The sequence below is a fragment of the Notoacmeibacter ruber genome (assembly GCF_003668555.1).
Lineage (GTDB): Bacteria > Pseudomonadota > Alphaproteobacteria > Rhizobiales > Rhizobiaceae > Notoacmeibacter > Notoacmeibacter ruber.
Genome location: NZ_RCWN01000001.1, coordinates 840,494 through 864,597, shown reverse-complemented (window position 1 = coordinate 864,597; position 24,104 = coordinate 840,494). Strand labels below are relative to the sequence as shown.

Sequence of the window (24,104 nt, the reverse complement as noted above, 5' to 3'; positions counted from 1 at the left end):
GTTCGACCTCCATCAAAAGAATCCGAGCTTGTTCGGGTTGTAGCTCACCAGCATGTTCTTGGTCTGCTGATAGTGGTCGAGCATCATCTTGTGATTTTCGCGACCGATGCCGGACTGCTTGTAACCGCCGAAAGCGGCATGTGCCGGATAGGCATGGTAGTTGTTGACCCAAACGCGGCCCGCCTCGATCGAACGCCCCATGCGGTAGCAGCGATTGGCGTCGCGGCTCCAGACACCGGCCCCGAGGCCGTACATGGTGTCGTTGGCGATCTGCAGCGCCTCCGCCTCATCCTTGAAGGTCGTCACCGAGACGACGGGACCGAAGATTTCCTCCTGGAAGACCCGCATCTTGTTGTGGCCCTTGAGGATCGTCGGCTGAATATAGAATCCGTCCGCGATATCGCCGTCCATCCGGGCAGCGTCGCCGCCGACCAGCACTTCGGCGCCTTCTTCCACACCGATGGTCAGATAGGACATGATCTTGTCCTGCTGTTCCCGGCTTGCCTGTGCACCAACCATGGTATCCGAATGACGCGGATCGCCCTGCTTGATCGCTTTCACGCGCTCGATGCAGCGGGCAATGAATGCCTCATAAATGTCTTCCTGAATCAGCGCACGGCTCGGGCAGGTACAGACTTCGCCCTGATTGAACGCGAAGAGAACAAATCCTTCGATCGCCTTGTCGAGAAAAGCGTCATCTTCGGCCATGACGTCCGAAAAGAAGACGTTGGGCGATTTGCCGCCCAGTTCGAGCGTCACGGGAATGAGGTTTTCGGTCGCCGCCTTCATGATCTTGCGGCCGGTCTCGGTGGACCCGGTGAAGGCGATCTTGGCGATCCGTGGACTGCTTGCCAGCGCGGAACCGACCTCCGCTCCAAAACCATTGATGACGTTCAGCACGCCCTCGGGCAGCAGATCGGCGATCAGTTCAGCGAGCACCATGATCGCGGCGGGCGTCTGCTCGGCTGGTTTCAGCACGACGCAGTTGCCGGCAGCCAGAGCAGGCGCAAGTTTCCACGCCGCCATCAGGATGGAGAAGTTCCAGGGGATGATCTGCCCGACGACACCGAGCGGCTCGTGGAAGTGGTAGGCGACCGTATCGGCATCGATCTCGCTCATCGTGCCTTCCTGCGCCCGCAGAACGCCGGCGAAATACCGGAAATGGTCGATGGCGAGCGGGATGTCGGCCGCCGTCGTTTCGCGGATCGGTTTGCCGTTATCCCAAGTCTCGGCGCGTGCCAGAAGATCGAGATTCTGCTCCATCCGATCGGCGATTTTCAAAAGTGTATTGGCGCGCTCGGCGGCTGGGGTAGCACCCCATCCTGCCTTGGCGGCGTGCGCGGCATCGAGAGCCTTTTCCAGATCGGCCGGCCCTGATCGTGCGACCTGACAAACCGTCCGTCCGGTGATCGGCGTGACATTGTCGAAGTAGGCACCGTCGACAGGCGCGACGAACGCGCCGCCTATGAAGTTGTCGTAACGCTCCTTGAAGGGCGATACGTAAATGCTTTCAGGCTTCGTCATGATATTCATGGATATTCCTCCGCTCATTGCCGGATCCTCCTTCCGGCGAACGGTCATCATGACAGGGTCGCAGAGGGCTGAAAGCCGGCACAAGCGGGCTTTCCTCGCGTATTGTCTCAATGGTGAGACAGTTGCGTGGAATTACTTTTGAATGCCGAGATGCCGCATGCGGCGGTAAAGCGTAGCACGGCCGATGCCGAGCGCGCGGGCGGCCTGCGAGGCGTTTCCTTCCGAGCGGGCAAGCGCACGTATCAAGGCGGAACGCTCGGCCTTCTCGAATGCCGTGGGATCGTCGTCTCGTCCGAACAGGTCGGCCGCCGGCCTTGGCTTGAAAGGACCGCACAATTCCAGCCCGAAGGCGCGCCGCGCCGCGCGGGTCGCACCGATCACCAGATCGTCCTCATCCACCGCGAGCAGCACGGGGGTTTCCGTCTCGTCGTTTTCGGCCGTTATAATACGGGCGTCGGGGAAAAAGGCCCGGAAGTTGGCAGCTTCAATCGCCTGGGCCGATTGAGCGACAGCGGCAGCTAGCAGCCGATTGAAGCCCTCGGTTTCGTCGACCCGCGCCGATGAGACATCGAGCGCCGCGAGAATATGACCGTCAACGCCGAAAATGGGCGCGTCCATGCAACTGAGCGCCGTGTTGCGGGCCATGAAGTGATCGCCACGATGAATAATGATACGGCGCTTTTCGGCGAGGCACGTTCCGATGCCGTTGGTTCCCTCGCGCGCTTCGCTCCAGTCCGCACCGGGATGCAGGCCCCATTCACGAAACGTCGCAGCGTCGGCTTCGGCGCAGCGACCGTCGAGCACTACGCCAGCCGCATCGGTCAGCAGAACACCGCATCCGGAGGCGCCGACAAGCCCGAAGAGCTGGTCGAGTTTCGGGGCTGCCAGGGCCAGGAAAGATCCGAGTTCACCCTGCCGCTGCGCCAGATCGGGTGCCTCGACGAGGTCGGGGGCGGCATTAGTGGCCGGGTCCAGGCCATAATGTTCCATCGAGCGACGCCAGGATGCGGCCAAGGGAGAACAGGCCGCGTCCGACTTGGATCCGACGACGCGGAAGACCCGGTCTACATGACGACCACCAAGCCTCATGATCTATCCTCCCATGCCTATCCGGCGCCGGGCGGCGAGGACCGGAACCGCACCGACAAGCTGGCACAGTCTCCGTCTGCCGACAAATATCCTTTCGGAAGGGACGTACCTGAGTCCTCTGACTCGAACTTTGGGGGCGCTCTGTTGAACGCCGCTGAAATTGACGCTATATTGCGTCAAAGAGACCGGCACAAAAGAAGGGGGCCGAGATGAGCCTCACAGCCTATTCCGATCAGGGCCTTTTCGCCCCAGGCAAGATTGCAAAGGCGTTCCGTACGACGAGCGAGGAAATTGCCCGGACCGTGGGTCTTGGCAAGGATGCCGTACAACGCAAGGATCGGGTGCGATCCGACAAGACCCAGCGGCGCCTGCGCGAGATGGTCGAGATCGTCAATAAGGTCGAGCCACGATTCGGTTCCGCCCTGATGGCCTATGCCTGGTATCGATCCGAGCCCTTGCCGGGATTTTCCGGTCAAACGGCCATGCAGCTTGTGCGTGACGGGCGCGCCGAAGAGGTAATGGACTTCATCGACGCCGTCGATGCCGGCGTTTACGCCTGACCGGAGCATTGGTCTATTCGGGAAAACTCTACCGGGCGCTCAATCCGGTGTTTGCGCGCACACCGATGTCGGGACGCGGCGCAGAACTCTATGGCGGACGCTTCAATCCGAAGGGTACGCCCGCGCTCTATCTGTCGACATCCGTGCAAACCGCTTTGCGCGAGGCCAATCAGGTAGGCGATCTCCAGCCCACGACGCTCGTCTGCTATCGCGCCAGGATCGAGATGATCTTCGACACAGCCGACAGCGATGCACTCGAAGCCGAAGGGTTCACTCTGGACACTCTGGCGGCTCCCGACTGGCGCGATCAGATGCAGGTAGAAGGCGAAGCACGCACGCAGCGTTTTGCGCGTACTCTCATTGCACGAGGCTATAACGGGCTGCGGGTTCGCAGTTTTGCCAAGGGAAGCGGACCCGACGCCGTGAACCTCGTCCTCTGGAAATGGGGCACGAAGCCGCCCTCGCGCCTGCAACTGATCGACGATGAGCACAGGCTATCCTGACGCGACTCAGCGCCTCAGCCCCCCAAGAATACCGCGAACAACCGCTCTGCCGATCTGCCGGCCGACCTGACTGGAGACAGAGCGGATCACGCTTTTCGTAGCCGCTTCCACATAACCTTGGCGCTTGTAGCCGCTCCGCCTGGACGAGCGCGTTCCAAAGACATTCTCGAACCAGCCCGTCTTTTCTTCCCGCTGCTCCTCGCGCAACTCCTCGTCGCGCTTCTCCTCTGCCTCGTCCCGGCGGGCGGCCTCCGCTTCGTCCAAAGCGGCCTTTTCAGCACGTTTTTCCAGCTTCTCGTATGCGCTCTCGCGATCCGCCGGCTGGTCATAGATGCCGGCGACAGGGCTTCCGCCCATCACCATGGCCCGTTCCTGATCGGTCAGCGGTCCGATGCGAGAGGATGGCGGGCGGATCAGCGTTCTTTGCACGATGGAGGGGACGCCCTTGCTTTCGAGGGTGGAAACGAGCGCCTCACCGACGCCCAGCTTCGTGATGGCCTCGTAGCAATCGAAGTCGGGATTGGGCCGGAAGGTCTCCGCCGCGGTTTTGACCGCTTTCTGCTCGCGGGGCGTATAGGCACGCAACGCGTGCTGAATGCGATTGCCAAGCTGGGACAGGACCGTATCGGGGACATCAAGAGGGTTTTGCGTCACGAAATAAACGCCGACTCCCTTCGAGCGGATTAGCCGGACGACCTGCTCGATCCGCTCAATCAGAACATCGGGCGCATCGTCAAACAGCAAATGCGCCTCATCGAAGAAGAACACCAGTCTCGGCTTTTCCGGATCGCCGACCTCCGGCAGTTCCTCGAACAATTCGGAGAGGAGCCACAGCAGGAATGTGCCGTAGAGACGCGGGTTCATCATCAGCCTTTCGGCTGCCAGAATGTTGATCATGCCCCGGCCATCGCGGTCGGTGCGCATCAGATCGGCAATCTTCAGCGCCGGCTCTCCGAAGAAGTGCTCCGCGCCCTGCCGTTCCAGCACCAGAAGCGAGCGCTGGATTGCGCCGACGCTTTGGGACGCAACATTCCCATATCTGGAAGACAGTTCCTTTCGCCGCTCATAGACCATGGTCAGAAGCGACTGCAGATCCTTCAGATCGAGAAGCAGAAGGCCCTCCTCATCCGCCAGTTCGAAGGCGATGTTGAGAACACCCTCCTGAGCATCGGTCAGATTCATCAGGCGCGACAAAAGAAGAGGCCCCATTTCCGAGACAGTTGCGCGGATCGGGTGCCCCTGTTCTCCAAACAGATCCCAGAAGATCGTCGGAAACCGCTCGAAATTCAGACCGCCCTCCTCTTCCATACGAATATCGGCAACGCGCTGATCGATGAACGCTTTCGTTTCGCCGGGCGCGGCTATACCCGAAAGATCGCCCTTGACGTCGGCAGCGAACACGGGGACGCCCGCCTGAGAAAAGCCCTCCGCCAGAATCTGCAGGGAAACCGTCTTACCGGTTCCGGTGGCACCGGTAATCAGGCCGTGCCTATTGGCATAGGCGAGTTTCAGCACCTCCGCCTTCTTGTATGCGTCGTCCGTATCACGGCTCGCGCCGATAAAAATCTCGTCCGCTGCGATCATGTTCAGGAGGGTCCCCTATCTGCCACCCACTGCGCCTCGTCATCCGCCAAAACCTATAGCATTGCGGCCGCGATCGCCTCAATGTCAGCCCGGCTCCGATCTTTGCGACGGGGGCAAAATCCTCGCAACCTTTTGAGGTAACACTTTCATTTTTCGTGCTTCAGACCAAATACTGACTTGCCGGACATGGGTGAAGCACGCGAAAACGACGCGACCGATCCGCAGCTATCGATGCCGTTCCAGCAAGGTGGGAGACTTATGGACGCCGCTCTTCTTCGCAATGCAGAGTTTGCACCCGTAGATATGGAGTCGTGGCGGAAGCTGGCTGAAAAAGCGCTGCGCGGCGGAGACTTCGAGGACAATCTCGTCAATCGTAGCGATGACGGCATTGCGCTCGGCCCGTTGTTCGAACCCGCCGAACCTCGCATTCTGAGCCGCGCCGAACCGACTCGGAACTGGTCGATCGCGCAGCGTGTGGACGATCCTGATGTCGATCGCGCCCGCCAGCAGATCGAGACGGATTTGCGCGGCGGTGCAAGCGGCCTCGCCCTTGTGTTCGAAGGCGCGCCCAATGCCTTTGGATACGGCCTTCCCGCCAGCGAGGAAACGCTTTCCAGATTGTTGAAGGATCTGCCGGTCAACGATATTGCGCTCCGGATCGACGTGCATCCCGCCTCACGCAAATCCATGGATTGGCTGGTCCAGAATCTTAGCAACAGGGCGATCAATCCGTCGAAGCTGAGACTTTCCTTCGGGATCGATTCGGCCGCAACCTTCGGCGGAACAGGCCGTCTTCGCATGAGCCTTGAAGCCTTGGCTGCGAGCTTGCCGCAATCGCTTGCCCATTTCTTCGCCATGCAGGTTCCGGGGGTTCTTCTGGAAGCCGATGGTCGGGTCTACCACAATGCCGGGGCGACCGAGGCACAGGAACTCGGCGCAATGGCGTCTGTCGCAATCGCCCATCTCAGTATTTTCGAAGAAGCGCGACAGCCCATCGCTCATGCCGCGCCCCATATCGGCTTTGCCCTTTCGGCCACGCATGACCAGTATCTCACCATCGCGAAAATTCGCGCCCTTCGGCTGATCTGGGCCCGTCTTCTGGAAGAGTGCCAGGTCGAAGCCATCCCGGCGCATATCCACGCCGAAACGTCCTACCGGATGCAGACGGTGAAGGATCCGGAGACCAATATTCTGCGCAATACGATTGCAGCCTTTTCTGCGGCCGTCGGCGGGGCAGACAGCGTTTCGGTTCTTCCGCATACGATCACTCACGGCCTGCCGGACGAATTTGCGCGGCGCCTCGCCCGCAATACGCAATTGCTGCTTCGCGACGAAAGCAATCTCGGCTTCGTCGCCGATCCGGCGGCCGGCTCCGGCGGTATGGAACAGCTCACAGACGAACTGGCGCGCGCAGGATGGGAAGAGATGCGAAGGCTGCAGGATGAAGGCGGTTTGCTTCATTCCCTGCGGGACGGCCACTTTCAGCGACGCGTGAAAGAGGCCCGCGAGAAAAGGGCTGAGGCCTATCGACACGGCGACCGTAAGATCGTCGGCACCTCGCTTCATCCTTTGGATAAAGAGCGGGTCGTACAGACACTGCCGGCGGAGCGGCAACCCGTGCCGGAGGATGGGAGCGTCTTCTGCGAGCGCCTGTCCCCGATGCGGATGGACGAAATGTTGGGGGGAAGCGAATGACACCGGATTTTTCGAAGATCGAATGGAAAAAGCCCACTTCGCTGCCCGATGAGAAAATGTCGGGCCAGTGGACCACGCCGGAGGGTATCGCGGTCAAGCGGGTTTACGGTTCCGAGGATCGCGAGAAGCTGCCTTTCCTCAACACGATGCCGGGGGCCGCTCCCTTTCTGCGTGGGCCGTATTCGACCATGTATGTCCAGCGCCCCTGGACGGTTCGTCAGTATGCAGGCTTTTCCACCGCAGAAGAATCCAACGCCTTCTATCGCCGCAATTTGGCCGCGGGACAGAAAGGTCTTTCGGTCGCGTTCGATCTGGCGACGCACCGAGGTTATGATTCCGATAGTCCGCGTGCGGCGGGCGATGTCGGAATGGCGGGTGTCGCCATCGATTCCATCCTAGACATGCAGACCCTCTTTGACGGGATCCCGCTGGACGAGATGACCGTTTCGATGACCATGAACGGCGCAGTGCTGCCGATCATGGCATTGTATATCGTCGCAGCGGAAGAACAGGGCGTCAGCCAGGAGAAACTCGCAGGCACCATTCAGAATGATATTCTGAAGGAGTTCATGGTCCGCAACACATACATCTATCCGCCCAAGCCCTCGATGCGGATCGTCTCGGACATCTTCGCCTATACGGCCGAGCACATGCCGCGCTTCAACTCCATCTCGATCTCCGGCTACCATATGCAGGAAGCCGGAGCGACGGCCGATCTGGAGCTGGCCTACACGATTGCGGATGGTATCGAATATGCACGCGCCGGCGTGGCGGCGGGCCTCGATATCGATAGTTTCGCGCCCCGCCTTTCGTTCTTCTGGGCGGTTGGCATGAACTTCTTCATGGAGGTCGCCAAGATGCGCGCCGCGCGCCTCCTCTGGGCGGCACTGATGAAGAAGAACTTCTCGCCGAACAGCGACAAATCGCTTTCCCTCAGAACTCATAGTCAGACGTCGGGCTGGTCGCTCACCGCGCAGGACCCGTACAACAACATCATGCGCACCATGATCGAAGCCATGGCGGCGACGCAGGGCCATACGCAGAGCCTTCATACGAACAGCTTCGACGAGGCACTGGCCCTGCCGACCGATCATTCGGCGCGGATCGCCCGCAACACGCAGTTGATCCTGGCCGAAGAAAGCCAGACAACCGCGATGATCGACCCCTGGGGCGGATCGTCCTATGTCGAGAAGCTGACGCGAGACCTCGCCCGCCGCGCCCTTTCCCACATAGAGGAAGTGGAACAGTTCGGCGGCATGGCGGCCGCCAATGAAAAGGGCATCCCCAAGATGCGGATCGAGGAAGCCGCTGCGCGGACCCAGGCCCGGATCGATGCGGGGCAGCAAGCGGTGATTGGCGTCAACGTCCATGCTCCTGAAAAGGACATCGAAGTCGACGTGCTGAAAGTCGACAATGCCGAGGTGCGCGCGCGTCAGCTTTCCAAGTTGCAGGAACTCAAGGGCACACGCGATGTTGCTGCCGTCGAAACGGCGCTCGACGAGTTGACCAAGGCCGCCGAACGCGAGGGCAAGGATGCCAATCTCCTCGCCTATGCCGTCAAGGCGGCCAGGGCGCGGGCGACGGTCGGCGAGATTTCGCTTGCATTGGAGAAGGTCTTTGGCCGGCATATGGCCGAAATTCAGACGATTTCAGGCGTCTATCGCAAGGAAGCCGAGGCTGACCCCACTTTCGAAAAAGCGGCCGAACGGGTTCTCACCTTCACCGAGCGGCATGGCAGCAAGCCGCGTATCCTGATCGCCAAGATGGGACAGGACGGCCATGATCGCGGCCAGAAGGTCGTCGCCACGGCTTTTGGCGATCTCGGTTTCGATGTCGTGGTCGGTGCCATGTTTCAGACACCGGAAGAAGTGGCGGACCTCGCCGTCAGCCACAATGTCCACATGGTCGGCGCGTCATCGCTCGCTGCCGGGCATCTGACCATGGTGCCGGAACTGCGCAAGGCGCTGGACCGCGCCGGCCGCCGCGACATTCTCATCATCGCCGGCGGCGTCATTCCCCCCGGTGATTACGCGGCCGTGAAGGAAGCCGGCGCATCGGCTATTTTTGGGCCAGGCACCAAGATACCGGAGGCCGCGATGGACCTGATCGATATGCTGATGGACAAGGATAAAGCGGCTTAGGCCGCCGTCACCTTCCGCCAGTTGCCGCCGGTATCGTCTGATCGTCGAAGGTCAGCGGATCTGTGAGCTCACGTTCGAGAAGACCGGCCAGTCGGGAGGCCTCGGCGCGCACCGTCATCTTGCCGCCGACCTCCTCGGTGTCTCCATTGATGAATCGCAGGACGATGTGAAACGTCTCCATGCCCTCCATCCAGGGCTCGCTCACCACATCGGCCTGTAAAAGATCACCGCGTTCGATCCATTCGAAGCTACGGCGAAACGGCGTGCTGTGCTCGATGACGGCGCGGTGGCGCCAAAGCCGCAGATTGGAGACGGGCGTCAACCAGAACTGCCTTACGACGACGGCAATAAAGGCCCAGCCGCCCAGAATGATGCCGAATGTGATCACGATCACGTAAGGACGGACGTTTTCCGGCACCATGGCCAGATCGTGATACCAGAACCATGGCAGGCCGAGCGCCACGATGAGTCCGATGATCAGTGGCACGAAGCCGATGATGAAATGGAGCACACGCGTAAGCGTCAAGTTGGTTTGCTCGTAAAGCGGCTTTTCCATTGCGGAGGCGTCCGTCTCGTTCTCTGCCACAAGATGTAGAATAGTCGGCGGTCGTTGCTATACGCGACGCGACTTTCGTTCTCTTTGTCGAACAACAATCCGCAGTCGAAACGGCATGGTTTCTGCAACGCACTTTCCAGACCGGTCATGAAAGCGGAGAATGTGTCGATGGTGGACAGGCGATGTTTCATTTTGGGGCTGGGTGCCTCGGCTCTGACCCTTTCCGCTTCGACCATACCGGCGGGCGCGCAGGGCTCCATTATTACGAAGGCGCGGCTGCGTGGCGGAATCGACGCCACCGAATTCGGCCTGCGCCCCAATGCGACCGACGATCAAAGCGCGATCTTTCAGCGCATGATCGACGAGGCCGACCGTCGCAATCTGCCGATCGACCTTCCGCCGGGCGTCTATCCCCTTTCGAATATCCGCCTGCCGAAGCGCACCCGCCTTTCCGGCGTGCCGGGCGCGACCCGAATCCGATACAGCGGACGCGGCTTCCTCTTTCGGGCTGAAAACGCCGCTCACATCACGCTGGACGGCCTTTCGATCGATGGCCAGAACCGATGGCTCTCGGACGACAGCGAAGCGCTGATCGAGTTGCGGCAGCCGGGCGAGGTCCACATGACCGGCTGCGAGGTCGTCGGGGCGGGCAAGACCGCACTTCAGATCGAAGGCGCGAGCGGTCTTCTTCGCGACAATCATATTTCCGGCGCCGCTTCCATCGGCCTCTTCGCGCGACAGTCGGAGGGCCTCTCGATCGAGGGAAATACCGTCGAACGATGCGGCGATGGCGGCATTCTGGTGCATCGCTGGGAGGAAGGCGAAGATGCCACGCAGATCCGTGGCAACCGGATTTCCGAAATCGGCGCGGCTTCCGGCGGTACGGGCCAGTATGGCAACGGCATCAACATTTATCGCGCTCAAAATGTAATCGTTGCGGATAATATCGTCACCGATTGCGCGTTCTCGGCGATCCGCGGCAACACTGCCTCGGGCATGATCGCGCGCGGCAATCAGTGTCTCCGCTCAGGAGAAACCGCCCTCTATGCCGAATTCGGCACGACCGGATCGATCATTGACGGCAATCTGATCGATGGCGCGGCCAACGGCATTTCGGTTGTCAATTTCGACTCGGGCGGCCGCCTCTCCAGCGTTTCGTCCAACATCGTCCGCAACATCGTCGACCACGGACCGACTGCTGAAGATGCAGCCGGATTTGGCATAGGCATCGCGGTCGAGGCCGACACGGCCGTCGCGGCAAACGTTGTCGAAAAGGCGGCGCGGTTCGGCATGGCGGCGGGATGGGGCCCCTATCTTCGCGCGGTCTCGATGACGGGAAACGTCGTGCGCGAAAGTCCCGTCGGTCTGGCTGTAACCGTGGCGGAAGGAGCCGGCAAAGCAGTCGTCACAGGCAATACGTTCCAGGCTGTGCCGCAGGGCGCAATCGTCGGCTACCGCTGGACTGAGCGTGCGAGCGACGATCTTGCCGGTCTTTCGGAAGAGGCCGTTGCCGACCTCTTCAACCATCTTACCATCGCCAGAAACAGCGTCAGCTAGAAGGCCGTCAGGCCAGCGCAGCAGTTGGCCTGATCTCGCCCACCACATCGCCCTTGCGGGTGAGGATCGGCGTTCGCGCCATAGCCGACAGGCGCTGGGCGAGCGGATCACCATCCGGCAAGAGTTTGGCAACCAGGGCTGCCGCCATTGCCTCCGAAGCTCGTGTCGTTCCATCCTCGCATTTCAGGGCAAAGCCAATGCCAAGTTCGGGCAATATGCCGCAATAGACACCCTCCGCACCCGTCTTGATGTAGAGGCGTCCGGCGCCCGCCTGCATCATGAGCGTACAGGCTCGCTTCGAACCGGCGACATGCCAAGGCTCGGCCATTGCCGCGCTCATCAGGCGATTGGCCGCAGCGGCTCGCTCCTTGCCAAGGCCCTTCCCGCTCGCCATGGCCGCCATTCCTTTCGCCATCGCCGTCAGGGCAATCGCGTAGGTCGGTATCGCGCATCCGTCGATTGCCATGTTGTCGGGCCCATGCGCAGCGCCGGTCAGCGCTGTCATCGCGTCTCGAATGGCCTCCTGCATCGGATGGTCGTACCCGACATAACCGCCCGTCGGCCAACCCTGCTGCCGGCAAGTACAGAGAAAGCCGGCATGCTTGCCCGAGCAGTTGTTGTGAAGCGCATTCGGCTCTTCGCCTTCACAGAAAAGGTGGCGCGATGCGCCCGTATCGAAAGGCCAGTGCGAACCACATTCCAGGTCGTTTTTTGTCAGCTCCGCCTTCGACAGCATGGCGGCGGCGGTTCTGACATGGCCGGGCTCGCCGGAATGCGATGCGCCCGAGAGCGCCAGTTCGGAATCGGTCAGTTCGTAGTGATCGGCAGCGCCGCTCTCCACAAGCGGCAGTGCCTGGATCAGCTTGATCGCAGAGCGGGGAAAGACCGGTCGTTCGAGATCGCCTGCCGAAAGAATCGTCGTGCCGTCACCATCCATTGCGACGAATGCACCGCGATGGCGGCTTTCGACATGCTCGCCGCGCAGCACTTCCACCAGAACCGGATTATCTGCCATCTTGTGCCTCCCAGCCCGTGTCAGAGTCCCGCACGCTCATATCCGTATTTTTGCCGAAAAGACATGCGCTGACTGCGAAATTCCCTTTCCTTCTGCGGCCCATGCGTATCCTACGATTTCTCCTTCTCTTCATCCTTGCCATCTTCGTGCTCCCGGCTGCCGCCTCGCTCATACACTGGGAGTTGGCTGACCGTCCTGCGAGCTGGCGGGATGCCGATTGGGGCCGATCCGGCCTCCTTCCGCCCGCCGAAAGCCAGGCCGATGCCGCGATCTATGTTCTGGCGGCACGCACCGGCGGCCTCAAAGGCGCCCTGTCCGTGCATAGCTGGCTCGTCACGAAAGATGCGGGTGCGCGCCACTATGACCGCTATGACAAGGTGGGCTGGGGCCAGCCGGTACGAAAGAACGCCTATCCCGCCGATGGCCGCTGGTATTCCAACGATCCGTTCATCGTGACCGAGCTTCATGGCGCAGCGGCAGAACGGCAATTGGCGAAGGTCGAAGCGGCCGTTCAGAGCTATCCGTTCAATCACGTCGGTGACTACCGCATCTGGCCAGGCCCCAACTCTAACTCCTTCTCCGCCCATATTCTCGAAGAAGTGCCGGAGCTGCGCACTGCCCTGCCCTCCAATGCGGTGGGCCGCGACTACCGGCCCGGCTTTTTCGCAATCGATGTCTCAGAAGACCGGCGTGATCTGCACGTGACGCTCGGCGGCCTCTTTGGCTTCGCAGCGGGCCTGCGCTACGGAATCGAACTGCAGTTTCTCGGGCTCGTTGCAGGATTCGATTTCGCCGATCCCGCGGTCAAAATTCCTGGATGGGGACGCTACTCCCTCCCCTTATCGTAAGCGGAGACGCTTGTGCCGCGTGGCCTTCGGCCTACAAATGCGAGAGCCGAAGAAAACCGTTCGCATCCCTCTTGCGGGCGCTAGGTCGCAGAGCTATACAGCCGCGCGAACTGGTTCACGGAGTGTAGCGCAGCCTGGTAGCGCACCTCGTTCGGGACGAGGGGGTCGCAGGTTCGAATCCTGCCACTCCGACCAGCGCTTTCCCAATTTTCTGCCGCTAACCTGCCGAATGTCGTCGATCGATTTCGGTGGGACGTCCGGGCACGGAAAGAGCGGTCTTCCGCTTCTCCTTTCGCGCGATGATCTTTCCATTCGACATGACGAGCAAGCGGTCCGGGCGAAGGCGGATCGCCTCGATCGGATCGCCTGCATCCAGCACGACGAGGCTGGCGCGTTTACCTTTCTCCAGCCCAAGATCGTGCAGCCCCATGATCGCCGCCGTGTCGCTCGTGACCATATCGAAGCACTGCCGCATTGCCGCGGGGCTGGTCATCTGGGCGACGTGGAGGCCCATGAAGGCGACGTCCAGCATGTCTGCCGTGCCGAGCGCGTACCAGGGGTCGCGGACACAATCCTGCCCCCACGCGACGCGTATACCGTGCGCCAGCATCTCGGGCACGCGGGTCAGGCCACGTCGCTTGGGATATGTATCGTGGCGCCCCTGCAAGGTGATGTTGATCAGCGGATTCGGCACCGCAGCGACCTCGGCCTCTGCCATGAGCGGCAGGAGCTTGGAGACGTAATAATTGTCCATGGAGTGCATGGATGTGAGGTGCGAGCCGACCACCCTGCCCTGCAATCCCAGCCGCTGCGTCTCATAGGCCAGTTGCTCGATATGGCGCGAGAGTGGGTCATCGGTCTCGTCGCAATGCATGTCGACCCTGAGGCCGCGCTCCGCCGCAATTTCACACAGCTCGGTCACGCAGGCCCGCCCCTCCGCCATTGTGCGCTCGAAATGTGGAATACCACCCACGACGTCGACGCCCATATCCAGCGCCGCCAGCGTGTTCTGGCGCGCTTGCGGGGCGCGGTAGAAGCCGTCCTGCGGAAATGCGACGAGTTGCAGATCGAGATAGGGCTTTACGGTTTCGCGCACCGACAAAAGCGCGCGGACGCCTTTCATTGCTTCGTCGTCGCTCGTATCGACATGCGAACGAATACCGAGCAGTCCCATCGAGACCGCCCAGTCACAATAGCGCAACGCCCGCTCTGCGATCTCCTCTTCGGTCTGCTCCTTCTTCAGTTCTCCCCATAGCGCGATGCCTTCCAGCAAGGTGCCCGACGCATTGATGCGTGGCTGCCCATAAGACAGCGTTGCGTCCATATGAAAATGCGGATCCAGAAAAGGCGGCGAAACAAGATCGCCGGCGATATCGACAACTTCACCGGCTTCAGCATCGATAGTGGGCTCGACGGCCGCGATCACGCCATCGGAAATGGCGATATCCGTCGTCTGACCATTTGGCAGAACGCCGCCTTTGAGAAGAACATCCACCGTCATGCTTCATCGTCCCTGCGTTTATCCTCGACGCAGCGTATGCCGGTGCGACACAGGCGCGCCAGACTCTTTCTTGCGTCCGTCTCGCTGCTCCTCTACAGAGATCGTGTTCGGTTCTCTTTCCCGTCGCATGCGGTTGGGAAGAGCCAAGAGGGAATGCAGCGGAAGTTTCGGCTTTCGAATGCAGCCGCCCCCGCGACTGTGAGCGGTGAGCGATGGCCCAGTACGCCACTCGGTGGAGACGCCGGGGAAGGCAGGCCAGAGCTTCGACCCGCGAGCCAGGAGACCTGCCGGACATTGATGCAACCAAGCGCCTGTCGGGTGGACAGGCAAGGAGATGAAATGATTCAGAACAGCACTGCGGTAACGTCGCCGGTAGCGGCAACACGGTCCACCAGCCTTATCGCCCTGGCACTTTCGGCCGTTCTCGGCCTCGGCGTGGTCTTTTCTGTCGGGCTGGCGCAGGCCAATGCGCTTCACGACGCAGCGCACGATGTCCGCCACGCCAACGGCTTTCCCTGCCACTAAGCCATGTTCACACGTCTGATTACCAGCGCTGTGTTCGCTGGTGCTGGCGCAGGTCTGATCGCGGCCCTGCTCCAGCTCACTTTCGTGCAACCGGTTTTGCTGCACGCCGAACTTTATGAGTCTGGTCAATTGGTCCACTTCGGGGCAGAGGCGGTCAGCGCGCATCCCGATCTTGGTGGCCTCGACCTCATGCGCGACGGGCTCAGCGTGCTTTTCAGCATGTTGCTCTACACCGGCTATGCACTGCTTCTGTTGCCCCTGATGGCCATCGCCGAACAGCGGGGCCAGTCGCTCGACGGCAAGACCGGGTTGATATGGGGGGCCATTGGCTTTCTCGTCATCCAGTTCGCGCCAGGCTTCACCCTGGCGCCGGAAGTTCCGGGCGTTGCCGCTGCCGACGTCTTTGCCCGCCAGTTCTGGTGGGTCGGCACAGTTGTCGCGGCTGGCGTTGCAGCCGGCCTGATCGCCTTTACCAGAAGCTGGTTCGCATGGATCGGCGCCGCCGTCCTTCTGCTGGCTCCGCACCTTATCGGCGCGCCCGAGCCGGAAAGTTTCGCCGGGCCGGTTCCGCCGGAAATCGCAGCGCTTTTTGCGGCTCGCGCTTTTGGTGTGGCTCTGGTCGGTTGGGCGCTCCTCGGCGCGTTCGCCGCCTATTTCTGGCGAACAAGCGCCGTGCATTCGCCCGCGACCCAAGCCCGTAGCGCGTAGGGCGAAACAAACCGATCTAGAGAATGGCCGGGTCGATCCCGGCCATTTTCTTCTCGCCCCTCAATGCACCTTCGCGGTCGAAGATCAGCAGTTGCAACTCGCCTTGGCGCAGAACTTTCGCGGCGGTTGTCCAAGCGCGTTCAGCCAGGACATCACCAAGCGGCAATTGGGCTTCCGTGGCATGTGAAAAGGCCTCTGCCACCGTATTGGAGCCGGCGATGCGCCGAACGAATTCGTCTCCACCGCCGATTTCCCGCACCAAATCGGCCAGCGCTTCCAGGTCGGCCCGACCATGTTTGGAGTGAAGGTCGAGACGCCCCTGGGCCAGCTTCGTCATTTTCGCGATGCCGCCTGCGACCGTTACCTTCGGCACCGGGTGCGCGCGAATATATTTCAGCATGCCGCCGACGAAATCGCCCATGTCGATGATCTGTTGCATGACGAAGTCACACCGCTGCGCCATGGCACGCTCCGAAGCATCGCCTGTCGCGCCGCCTATGTGATCGAAGCCCGCGGCGCGGGCCACGTCGATGCCGCGATGGATCGAGTGAATCCACGCCGCACAGCTATAAGGCACCACGATTCCCGTTGTGCCCAGCACCGACAGGCCACCGATAATGCCCAGCCTCGGATTCATGGTCTTTTGCGCAAGGGCCTCGCCGCCGTCGATACCGACAGACACATCGAAATCGGCTGCGACACCGTGCAAGTCTGCGATTTCCGCCAGAGTCTCGGCGATCATCCGGCGGGGGACAGGATTGATGGCCGGTTCACCCGGCGGGATCGGCAGACCGGCAAGCGTGACCGTGCCGACCCCGGCACCGGCGTAGAAGCGTATGCCAGCGCCGCCAGCGGCCCGACGAACGGTCACCCGCACCAATGCGCCATGGGTCACATCGGGATCATCACCGGCATCCTTGACGATGGCAGCTTGAGCGAAACCGTCGCCGAGTTCTTCTTCCGCAAGCGCGAAGGCAGGCATCTGGCCGCCCGGCAAGGTGATGGTGACCGGATCGAGGAAGCCGCTACCGAGTAGCGCGGAGGCGGCGGCCTTGGCAGCGGCGGTCGCACAAGCGCCCGTTGTCCACCCACGGCGCAAGCCGACCGTACTTTCCGGGATCTGATCGGGTTGCGAGCCTATCGCGAAGCCTCCCTCAGGTGACGGTGCGCACCGGCTCTCCACCGAGAAACGCTTCTATATTCTCAACCGTCTGACGCCAGACCTCCTGCTGCGCGGCCTCTGATGCCCAGGCCACGTGCGGAGTGATGATGACATTGGGGCGATCGGCGATGGCAAGCAAGGGATTGTCCGCCCGCGGCGGCTCCTCGCTCAGCACATCGAAGCCGAGGCCGGAGACCTTGCCGCTTTCCACCGCACGCACGGCGGCCTCCTCATCGACCACGCCGCCTCGTGCCGTATTGATGAGAATGGGACAACGCTCCATCGCCGCGAACTCTTCGTCACCGATCAAGCCTTTCGTTTCGTCCGTCAGCGGGCAATGAAGCGTGATGATGTCGGCGCGGCGCAACATCTCATCGAACGGCACACGGCCCTGCCCCGGTTCGGCCACGCCTTTGCGTCCGGCGTAGAGGACGTTCATACCGAAGGCTTCGCCAAGCCTCGCGACCGCCTGGCCAAGGCTTCCGCTCCCGACAATGCCGAGTGTCGAGCCGGCCAGATCATGGATCGAATGGTCGAAGAAGCAGAACTGCTCGGCTTCGTGCCATTTACCATCGATCACATCCTGCCGAAACGGCAGAATATTGCGGCGCAAGGCCAGCATCAGAGCGAATACATGTTCCGGCAGGGTGTCGGTGGCGTAACCTCTCACATTGGAGACCACGATGCCCGCGTCGCGGCAGGCTTCCAGCCCAATGATGTTGTAACCGGTCGCTGCAACGGCGATCATCCGAAGGTCCGGCAGCTCCTGGATGATATCAATGCCGATCGGCACCTTGTTGGTGACGGCGACGGTCGCTCCCTTCAACCGCTCGATGGTCTCGTGCGCCTTTGTGTCCGCGTACTCGGTCCAGTCATGAGCAACATCCGGCCGGGGCCTTTCGATGAAATCAGCGAAGGTGTCGCTATCCAGAAAGACGATTTTCGGATTTTGTGATGCGGCCATCGGTCCTCTCCCCTCTTTGGTGATGGCGGGTAGGCCAAATTCTGTATCGGGACAAGTTCAGACGACCATGATCCTCGTCTGAAGCGCGGTCTGATAGGGCGTTCGTATTGACGTAAACGTCAAAATCTATCACGCATGGACAAAGACATTTTCGGGAAGAGGAAATCAAATGGTTCTGCCGTCCGTTCTGCAAAATCTGCGCCTGCCGGTCATCGCATCGCCGATGTTCATCGTTTCCGGACCGGATCTGGTTATAGCACAATGCAAAGCGGGCATCGTCGGCTCCTTCCCGGCGTTAAATGCGCGCCCTGCTGAAGTGCTGGATGAATGGCTCGACCGGATCACGACGGAACTGGCCGAGCATGACGAGAAGAACCCGGATCAGCCGTCCGCACCCTTCGCCGTCAACCAGATCGTGCACAAGAGCAATGATCGGGTCATGCAGGACGTCGAGATGTGCGTGAAATACAAGGCGCCGATCGTCATCACCTCGCTTGGCGCCGTGCCCGAGGTCAATCAGGCCGTTCACTCCTATGGCGGGATCGTCCTTCACGATGTCATCAATACGCGCTTTGCCAAGAAGGCGTTGGAAAAAGGGGCCGACGGACTGATCGCCGTCGCAGCCGGTGCCGGGGGCCATGCCGGCTCGCTTTCGCCGTTCGCCCTGATCCAGGAGATACGGGAATTTTTCGATGGCCCACTCGCCCTTTCCGGCTCCATCGCGACGGGCGGGGCCGTCGCAGCCGCGCAAGCCATGGGCGCCGATTTCGGCTATATCGGCAGCACCTTCATCGCCACGGACGAGGCCAATGCGGTCGAGGGCTATAAAGACATGATCGTCGGCAGCACCGGCGAGGAGATCGTCTACACCAACCTCTTCACCGGCATTCACGGCAACTATCTGCGCGGCTCCATCGAGAAAGCCGGCATGAATCCGGACGACTTGCCGCAGAGTGATCCGTCAAAAATGAATTTCGGCTCGGGCGGCAACAGCAAAGCCAAGGCCTGGAAGGACATTTGGGGGTCCGGTCAGGGCATCGGCGCCGTCAAATCGCGCGGCCCGGTTTCGTCATATGTCGATCGGCTCGAGCAGGAATATCACGCAGCGCTGGACCAGCTTGCGAACAACCGTCCGAAACGGTGGCGTTAAGCCGCCCGACCAACCAGGCCGAGCCGCCATGCGGCAAAAGCGTGTTCAGTTCTTCCGTGCCAGGAACAGATAGCCTGGCGCGGGATTGCCCTGCTCCATTCGCACCGTAATCACCGGATTGTAGAGCAGTTCGAAGCCGACTTTTTCCAACTCTTCGGCGATATAGACAGGGTCGTGCGCATAGCGATGGGTCGGCAGAACCCGGTAGCCGGCTTCGCCGTCGCCGGCCTCGAAGCTCTCGGTTGAAAAACCGACCACCGCGCTTGGCCGTGCCTTCCTGGCCATCCCGGCGAACAGGCGCGTTGGATCGCCGATATAGGGCAAGACGTCCGTTGCGACGATCAGGTCGAAGTCGTCTTCGGCATCGCCGATATTCTCGAGAAAATCCTCGGCCTCGGCCACATAGAGGCCGTCATAGACATCGCGATCGTCCGCTTCCGCCACCATGGCCTCGGAAATATCCAGGCCGATAAAAGTGGTGACGAATTCGGAGAGCGCACCGCCCGTCAGCCCCGTTCCGCAACCAAGGTCGAGCCCCCGTTCATACGGGCCGGGAGCCGCCTTGCGAAGCGCTTCGGCCAGCAGAACCGGCACCGTGTAGCCGAGTTGCTCGACGAGGATGTCGTCGAAAGCGGAGGCATGCTGGTCGAAGAGCGTTTCGACATAGGCGTCCGGCATTCTGCGCGGAGGCGCTTCCGCGCCCAGCGCGGCCAGCCGAATTGCCGCGCCGCCATGATCGGCCGGGTCAAGCGCCAGCACAGCGCGCCAGGCTTCAATCGCGCCGGCACGTTCACCGGTCTTCTCGAGGCTGAGCGCAAGTTCGTAGGCTTCGGCCAGCGCTTCATTGTCGATTGCTTCTCCCGCCTCGATATCGTCGGGCGCGCTGTTCGCCTCGCCTGTCACGCCGAAAGGGCCTTTTTGAGCGCATCGGCGACCTTATCCTGATCCTCGGCCTTGAGATATGGATGCATTGGCAGAGAGAGAACCGCGTTTGCTGCCGCATCCGTCGCTTCCATGCCGGCCGGATCGTGCGGCCAATGGCGATACGCCGTCTGGCGATGCAGGGGTATCGGATAATAGATGGCCGTTGGGACGCCGGCCTCACGCAGCTTCGCCTGCAGCTCTGCACGATCGGTGCCCTCCGGCAGCCGAACCGTATATTGCGCCCACGTCGAAACGAGGCCGTCCGGGACTGTCGGGGCGGTGACGAAGTCCGAAAGCCTTTCGGCATATCGTTGGGCGACCTCCTGCCGCATGTCGATTTCCTCGGCGAAGATCGACAGTTTGACCGAGAGAATGGCGGCCTGAATGGAGTCCAGCCGGCTGTTCATGCCGATATGCACATTGTCGTACTTATCGTTGCCGGCACCATGGTTGCGTAGCGAGCGAAGGGTCTTCGCCAGTTGTTCGTTATTCGTGGTGATCGCGCCCCCATCGCCATAGCAGCCCAGAGGCTTGGCGGGGAAAAAGGAGGTCGTCGCCAAATCACCCATGCCCCCAGCGATCCGTCCATTATACCGGCTGCCAAATCCCTGCGCCGTATCGCAGATGACCGCCATGCCGTTTTCGCGCGCGATCGGTTCGATCGCATCCATATCGGCGGGTAGGCCGAACAAGTCGACCGGAATGACGGCTTTCAACGGCATTCCGTCCCGCGCAGCCTTCTCGATGCACCGTTTCAGGCTTTCCGGATCCATATTGTAGGTGACGGGATCGATGTCGACGAAATAGGGGACCGCACCAAGGCAGGGAACGACTTCCGCCGTCGCGGCAAAGGTGAAGGACGGTACGAAAACCGCATCGCCGGCCGTGACTTCCAGCGCCATTAGAGCCAGCAGAAGGGCGTCGGTGCCGTTGGCGCAGGAGATCGCATGCTCGGCGTCGCAAAACGCAGCCAGTTCCGCCTCGAACGCATCGACTGCCGGTCCGAGGACGTAGGCGCCACCATCCAATACGTCGCCGATAGCGGCATCGATCCGCTCGCGAATGCGGGTTTGTTGTGCGGCAAGATCGATGAATGGCAACATGGTCTGTCTTTCTCCTTTTGAAAATCGATTCACGCGAGGCGATAGGCTGGCAATCCCATAGACGATAGGCAGTTCAAGGCGAAGCGCCCTGGCTTCACTTCACGTATCGCGATTGCACCAAGCGTGATTTTGCCTCGCAGCAAAACGACCGACTATTCCCTAATTGGCCCTGAGCGATTTCGCCATGGTCAAGCTTCTGTCACTGTGTAAAGGTGATGGATCAATGGGCTACCGGTGGCTGCAACGCAAACTCGGTCATCCATGGCAGGAGAAGCCTCCTGCGAAAAATAACAATGTCGATCAGGGAAACACCCATGAAACGTACGATCCTTACTCTCGCAACGCTGATGGCTTCCACGGCGCTGGCTTTGGCCGAGCCCGCTCTCGTCTATGACATGGGTGGCAAGAACGATAAATCGTTCAACGAAGCGGCTTTTAACGGCGCCGAGCGCTACAAGGAAGAAACCGGCAACGACTATCGCGATTTCGAGGTGCAGAACGAGCAGCAGCGCGGACAGGCGCTGCGCCGCTTTGCAGAGGACGGCAACAACCCGATCGTCGCGATCGGCTTCAGCCAGCAGGCGGCCATTGAAGAGGTCGCACAGGAATTTCCGGACACGGACTTCGCCATCATCGATTCCGTCGTCGATCAACCGAATGTCCGCTCGATCGTCTTCAAGGAGCATGAGGGCTCTTATCTCGCCGGCATCATGGCTGCGATGGCCTCTGAATCCAACAAGGTCGGCTTTGTCGGCGGCATGGATATTCCGCTGATCCGCAAATTCGCATGCGGCTACAAGGGCGGCGTCAAGAGTTTCAATGAGGACGCCGAAGTGATCGAGAACATGACCGGCACGACCCCGGCGGCCTGGGGCGATCCGGTCAAGGGTGGCGAATTGGCCAAGAGCCAGATCGAAAGTGGTGCGGATGTGATCTTCCACGCCGCCGGCGGCACGGGCATCGGCGTATTGCAGGCCGCAGCCGACGCGGGCAAACTCGGCATCGGCGTGGATTCCAACCAGAACATGCTTCATCCCGGCAATATGCTGACATCCATGATCAAGCGCGTGGACAATGCGGTTTTCGACGCGTTTACGGAGGCCGAATCCGGTGAGTTCGACACCGGTATCGTCGCGCTCGGCGTGAAGGAAGATGGCGTCGGCGTTGCGATGGACGAGAACAACAAGGACGTCGTGACACCCGAGATGATGGAAGCCGTGGACGCGGCCAAGGCCAAGATCGCGTCCGGCGAGCTTGAAGTCCACGACTACATGGCCGACAGCAACTGCCCATACTGATCGTTCGGATGGCCGGGGAGCAGCTTCTCCCCGGCCTTTTTCCGCCATCAGAAAGTATGATTTCAGGATCACATCGACGATGAGGGACACCGGCACAGAGGGCCAAGCCCGACCGGCTATCCGCCTTTCCGGCATTTCGAAAAGTTTCGGACCGGTCAAAGCCAACCACGATATTCATCTTACCGTCCGGAAGGGGTCGATCCACGGCATCGTCGGCGAGAACGGCGCCGGCAAATCCACCCTGATGAGCATCCTCTACGGCTTTTACCAGGCCGATAGCGGCACGATCGAGGTGGATGGCGAGACTGTCTCCATCCCGCACAGCCAGGCGGCGATCGATCTGGGCATCGGCATGGTGCATCAGCACTTCATGCTGGTGCATAATTTTACAGTTCTCGAGAACATCATGCTCGGTGCGGAAGGAGCGGCGCTTCTTACAGGCGGCATTGCCAAGGCGCGGGCCGAGCTCAAACGGCTCGAAAAAGACTATGCCCTCGAAGTCGATCCCGATGCGGTCATCGAGGATCTACCCGTCGGTCTCCAGCAGAGGGTGGAAATTCTCAAGGCGCTCTATCGCGGCGCTGACATTCTCATTCTCGACGAGCCAACCGGCGTTCTGACGCCATCGGAAGCCGATCACCTTTTCCAGATTCTGCAACGGCTTCGCGACGAGGGGAAAACCGTCATCCTCATCACGCACAAATTGCGTGAAATCATGGCCGTAACGGACATGGTCTCGGTGATGCGGCAAGGGCAGATCGTCGATACGCAACTCACGGCACAAACATCGGTGGAGGCCATTGCCGAGAAGATGGTAGGCCGGCGCGTGCTTTTGCGGGTCGACAAAAAGCCGGCCAGGCCGGGGCCGGTAAAGCTGGCGATCCGCGATTTGACAGTTGTCGACAGCCGCAAGGTGCCGATGGTCAAGAATGTCAGCCTGGAGGTCCGCGCCGGCGAGATCGTCGGCATCGCCGGCGTCGCCGGCAATGGCCAGTCTCACCTGATCGAGACTGTGGCCGGTATCCGCCGCCCGAAATCCGGCGCGATCGAACTCAATGGCAAGACGCTGGATTATGACAAGCTCGATCCGGCGTCCTTGAGAATGGATGGGCTCGGACATGTTCCGGAAGACCGCCACCATATGGGGCTGGTGCTGCCATTCGAAGAGAATGAAAACGCCATTTTGGGCTACCACACCAATCCTGCCTTCGGAAAAGGCCCATTCCTCTCCATCGACGCGATACGCGCTCACGCGAAAGAGCGCATCGAGCAATACGATATCCGTCCCCCCGATTGCCGGCTGAAGACCGCCAACTTCTCCGGCGGCAATCAGCAGAAGATTGTGCTGGCCCGCGAAATGGAGCGCGATCCCGATGTCCTGTTGATCGGCCAGCCGACGCGCGGGGTGGACGTGGGCGCAATCGAGTTCATCCATCGCCGGATCGTCGAGATGCGCGATGCCGGCAAGGCGATTTTGCTGGTTTCCGTGGAGCTGGACGAGATACGCGCGCTCTCAGATCGTATCCTCGTCATGTTCGATGGCAAGGTGGTCGGCGAGCGTGATGCCAATACCACGGAAGCCGAACTTGGCCTCTTGATGGCCGGCGTGACCGATGGCGGCTCGCATCATCAGGAGCCTGACCCGGCCATGGTCGATATCGCGCCCGGCCAACCGCCTGCCGAAACCC

At 60.9% G+C, this 24,104-nt stretch carries 20 protein-coding genes, 1 tRNA gene, 1 pseudogene and 1 riboswitch; of the genes and pseudogenes, 12 read left to right on the top strand and 10 right to left on the bottom strand.

Features of this window, described 5'->3' with window-relative positions; all coding sequences use genetic code 11:
- Nucleotides 1-12: 12 nt before the first annotated feature.
- Together adh and D8780_RS04050 are read right to left on the bottom strand one after the other, a co-directional pair.
- Complete coding sequence (gene adh, locus D8780_RS04055) at nt 13-1,524, bottom strand: aldehyde dehydrogenase (protein WP_199699621.1); 1,512 nt, start codon at nt 1,522-1,524, stop codon at nt 13-15.
- A 141-nt stretch (nt 1,525-1,665) separates the two neighbouring features.
- Entirely contained in the window at nt 1,666-2,622 is a 957-nt protein-coding gene (locus tag D8780_RS04050) for a helix-turn-helix domain-containing protein (RefSeq protein ID WP_199699552.1), read from the bottom strand.
- Between the two features lie 209 nt (nt 2,623-2,831).
- Here D8780_RS04050 and D8780_RS04045 point away from each other — a divergent pair, with 209 nt between their 5' ends.
- Together D8780_RS04045 and D8780_RS04040 are read left to right on the top strand one after the other, a co-directional pair.
- On the top strand, nt 2,832-3,182 hold the full coding sequence (locus D8780_RS04045) for an MbcA/ParS/Xre antitoxin family protein (RefSeq protein ID WP_121644467.1): 351 nt from the start codon (nt 2,832-2,834) through the stop codon (nt 3,180-3,182).
- 8 nt (nt 3,183-3,190) lie between these two features.
- Entirely contained in the window at nt 3,191-3,685 is a 495-nt protein-coding gene (locus D8780_RS04040; RefSeq protein ID WP_121644466.1) for an RES family NAD+ phosphorylase, read from the top strand.
- Between the two features lie 6 nt (nt 3,686-3,691).
- Here D8780_RS04040 and D8780_RS04035 read toward each other — a convergent pair whose 3' ends face one another.
- Nucleotides 3,692-5,269 (bottom strand): helicase HerA-like C-terminal domain-containing protein, encoded by a 1,578-nt coding sequence (locus tag D8780_RS04035; RefSeq protein ID WP_121644465.1) that lies wholly within the window; start codon nt 5,267-5,269, stop codon nt 3,692-3,694.
- Between the two features lie 258 nt (nt 5,270-5,527).
- Between D8780_RS04035 and D8780_RS04030 the strand changes: the two genes are divergently transcribed.
- Both D8780_RS04030 and scpA read left to right on the top strand, forming a co-directional pair.
- A complete protein-coding gene (locus D8780_RS04030; protein ID WP_121646349.1) occupies nt 5,528-6,964 on the top strand; it encodes a methylmalonyl-CoA mutase subunit beta in 1,437 nt (478 codons plus the stop codon).
- Nucleotides 6,961-9,105 carry a methylmalonyl-CoA mutase gene (gene scpA / locus D8780_RS04025; RefSeq protein WP_121644464.1) on the top strand — a complete coding sequence of 715 codons (2,145 nt, stop codon included), beginning with the start codon at nt 6,961-6,963 and terminating at the stop codon, nt 9,103-9,105. The genes D8780_RS04030 and scpA overlap by 4 nt, the downstream gene beginning before the upstream one ends.
- A gap of 7 nt (nt 9,106-9,112) precedes the next feature.
- Here the strand turns inward: scpA and D8780_RS04020 are convergent, their stop codons facing one another.
- Entirely contained in the window at nt 9,113-9,661 is a 549-nt protein-coding gene (locus tag D8780_RS04020; RefSeq protein WP_121644463.1) for a hypothetical protein, read from the bottom strand.
- A gap of 168 nt (nt 9,662-9,829) precedes the next feature.
- On the opposite strand from D8780_RS04020, the gene D8780_RS04015 reads away from it, so the two are divergent.
- Nucleotides 9,830-11,218 (top strand): TIGR03808 family TAT-translocated repetitive protein, encoded by a 1,389-nt coding sequence (locus D8780_RS04015; RefSeq protein WP_121644462.1) that lies wholly within the window; start codon nt 9,830-9,832, stop codon nt 11,216-11,218.
- Between the two features lie 7 nt (nt 11,219-11,225).
- Here D8780_RS04015 and D8780_RS04010 read toward each other — a convergent pair whose 3' ends face one another.
- Nucleotides 11,226-12,233: an asparaginase gene (locus D8780_RS04010; protein ID WP_121644461.1), complete on the bottom strand. Its 1,008-nt coding sequence runs from the start codon at nt 12,231-12,233 to the stop codon at nt 11,226-11,228.
- Between the two features lie 101 nt (nt 12,234-12,334).
- Between D8780_RS04010 and D8780_RS04005 the strand changes: the two genes are divergently transcribed.
- Both D8780_RS04005 and D8780_RS04000 read left to right on the top strand, forming a co-directional pair.
- Nucleotides 12,335-13,081, top strand: coding sequence for a DUF3750 domain-containing protein (locus D8780_RS04005; protein ID WP_121644460.1), 747 nt, complete (start codon nt 12,335-12,337; stop codon nt 13,079-13,081).
- A gap of 118 nt (nt 13,082-13,199) precedes the next feature.
- Nucleotides 13,200-13,276: transfer RNA gene (locus D8780_RS04000), tRNA-Pro, on the top strand.
- 22 nt (nt 13,277-13,298) lie between these two features.
- Here the strand turns inward: D8780_RS04000 and D8780_RS03995 are convergent.
- Nucleotides 13,299-14,582: an amidohydrolase family protein gene (locus D8780_RS03995; RefSeq protein WP_121644459.1), complete on the bottom strand. Its 1,284-nt coding sequence runs from the start codon at nt 14,580-14,582 to the stop codon at nt 13,299-13,301.
- Nucleotides 14,583-14,673: 91 nt separating this feature from the next.
- Nucleotides 14,674-14,888, top strand: a riboswitch (cobalamin riboswitch).
- Nucleotides 14,889-14,921: 33 nt separating this feature from the next.
- Between D8780_RS03995 and D8780_RS03990 the strand changes: the two genes are divergently transcribed.
- Together D8780_RS03990 and D8780_RS03985 are read left to right on the top strand one after the other, a co-directional pair.
- Nucleotides 14,922-15,107 (top strand): CbtB domain-containing protein, encoded by a 186-nt coding sequence (locus tag D8780_RS03990; RefSeq protein WP_121644458.1) that lies wholly within the window; start codon nt 14,922-14,924, stop codon nt 15,105-15,107.
- Between the two features lie 3 nt (nt 15,108-15,110).
- Nucleotides 15,111-15,815 (top strand): CbtA family protein, encoded by a 705-nt coding sequence (locus tag D8780_RS03985; RefSeq protein WP_121644457.1) that lies wholly within the window; start codon nt 15,111-15,113, stop codon nt 15,813-15,815.
- A gap of 16 nt (nt 15,816-15,831) precedes the next feature.
- Here D8780_RS03985 and D8780_RS03980 read toward each other — a convergent pair whose 3' ends face one another.
- Nucleotides 15,832-16,956 carry a cobalt-precorrin-5B (C(1))-methyltransferase gene (locus D8780_RS03980; protein WP_121646348.1) on the bottom strand — a complete coding sequence of 375 codons (1,125 nt, stop codon included), beginning with the start codon at nt 16,954-16,956 and terminating at the stop codon, nt 15,832-15,834.
- A gap of 13 nt (nt 16,957-16,969) precedes the next feature.
- The gene (locus D8780_RS03975; protein ID WP_121644456.1) at nt 16,970-17,941 is read right to left on the bottom strand and encodes a D-2-hydroxyacid dehydrogenase; all 972 of its coding nucleotides are present in this window, start codon (nt 17,939-17,941) and stop codon (nt 16,970-16,972) included.
- 169 nt (nt 17,942-18,110) lie between these two features.
- Between D8780_RS03975 and D8780_RS03970 the strand changes: the two genes are divergently transcribed.
- Entirely contained in the window at nt 18,111-19,091 is a 981-nt protein-coding gene (locus D8780_RS03970) for an NAD(P)H-dependent flavin oxidoreductase (RefSeq protein ID WP_121644455.1), read from the top strand.
- Nucleotides 19,092-19,136: 45 nt separating this feature from the next.
- On the opposite strand, the gene D8780_RS03965 is transcribed toward D8780_RS03970, so the two are convergent.
- Together D8780_RS03965 and D8780_RS03960 are read right to left on the bottom strand one after the other, a co-directional pair.
- Nucleotides 19,137-19,994 (bottom strand): class I SAM-dependent DNA methyltransferase, encoded by an 858-nt coding sequence (locus tag D8780_RS03965; RefSeq protein WP_245412252.1) that lies wholly within the window; start codon nt 19,992-19,994, stop codon nt 19,137-19,139.
- Nucleotides 19,991-21,118, bottom strand: a complete 1,128-nt coding sequence (locus tag D8780_RS03960) for a DegT/DnrJ/EryC1/StrS family aminotransferase (RefSeq protein ID WP_121644454.1) — start codon at nt 21,116-21,118, stop codon at nt 19,991-19,993. The genes D8780_RS03965 and D8780_RS03960 overlap by 4 nt, the downstream gene beginning before the upstream one ends.
- Before the next feature lie 314 nt (nt 21,119-21,432).
- Between D8780_RS03960 and D8780_RS03955 the strand changes: the two genes are divergently transcribed.
- Together D8780_RS03955 and D8780_RS03950 are read left to right on the top strand one after the other, a co-directional pair.
- Nucleotides 21,433-22,416 (top strand): BMP family lipoprotein, encoded by a 984-nt coding sequence (locus tag D8780_RS03955; RefSeq protein ID WP_121646346.1) that lies wholly within the window; start codon nt 21,433-21,435, stop codon nt 22,414-22,416.
- Between the two features lie 79 nt (nt 22,417-22,495).
- A pseudogene (locus tag D8780_RS03950) lies at nt 22,496-24,025 on the top strand (ABC transporter ATP-binding protein); the annotation flags it as partial.
- Nucleotides 24,026-24,104 lie beyond the last annotated feature (79 nt).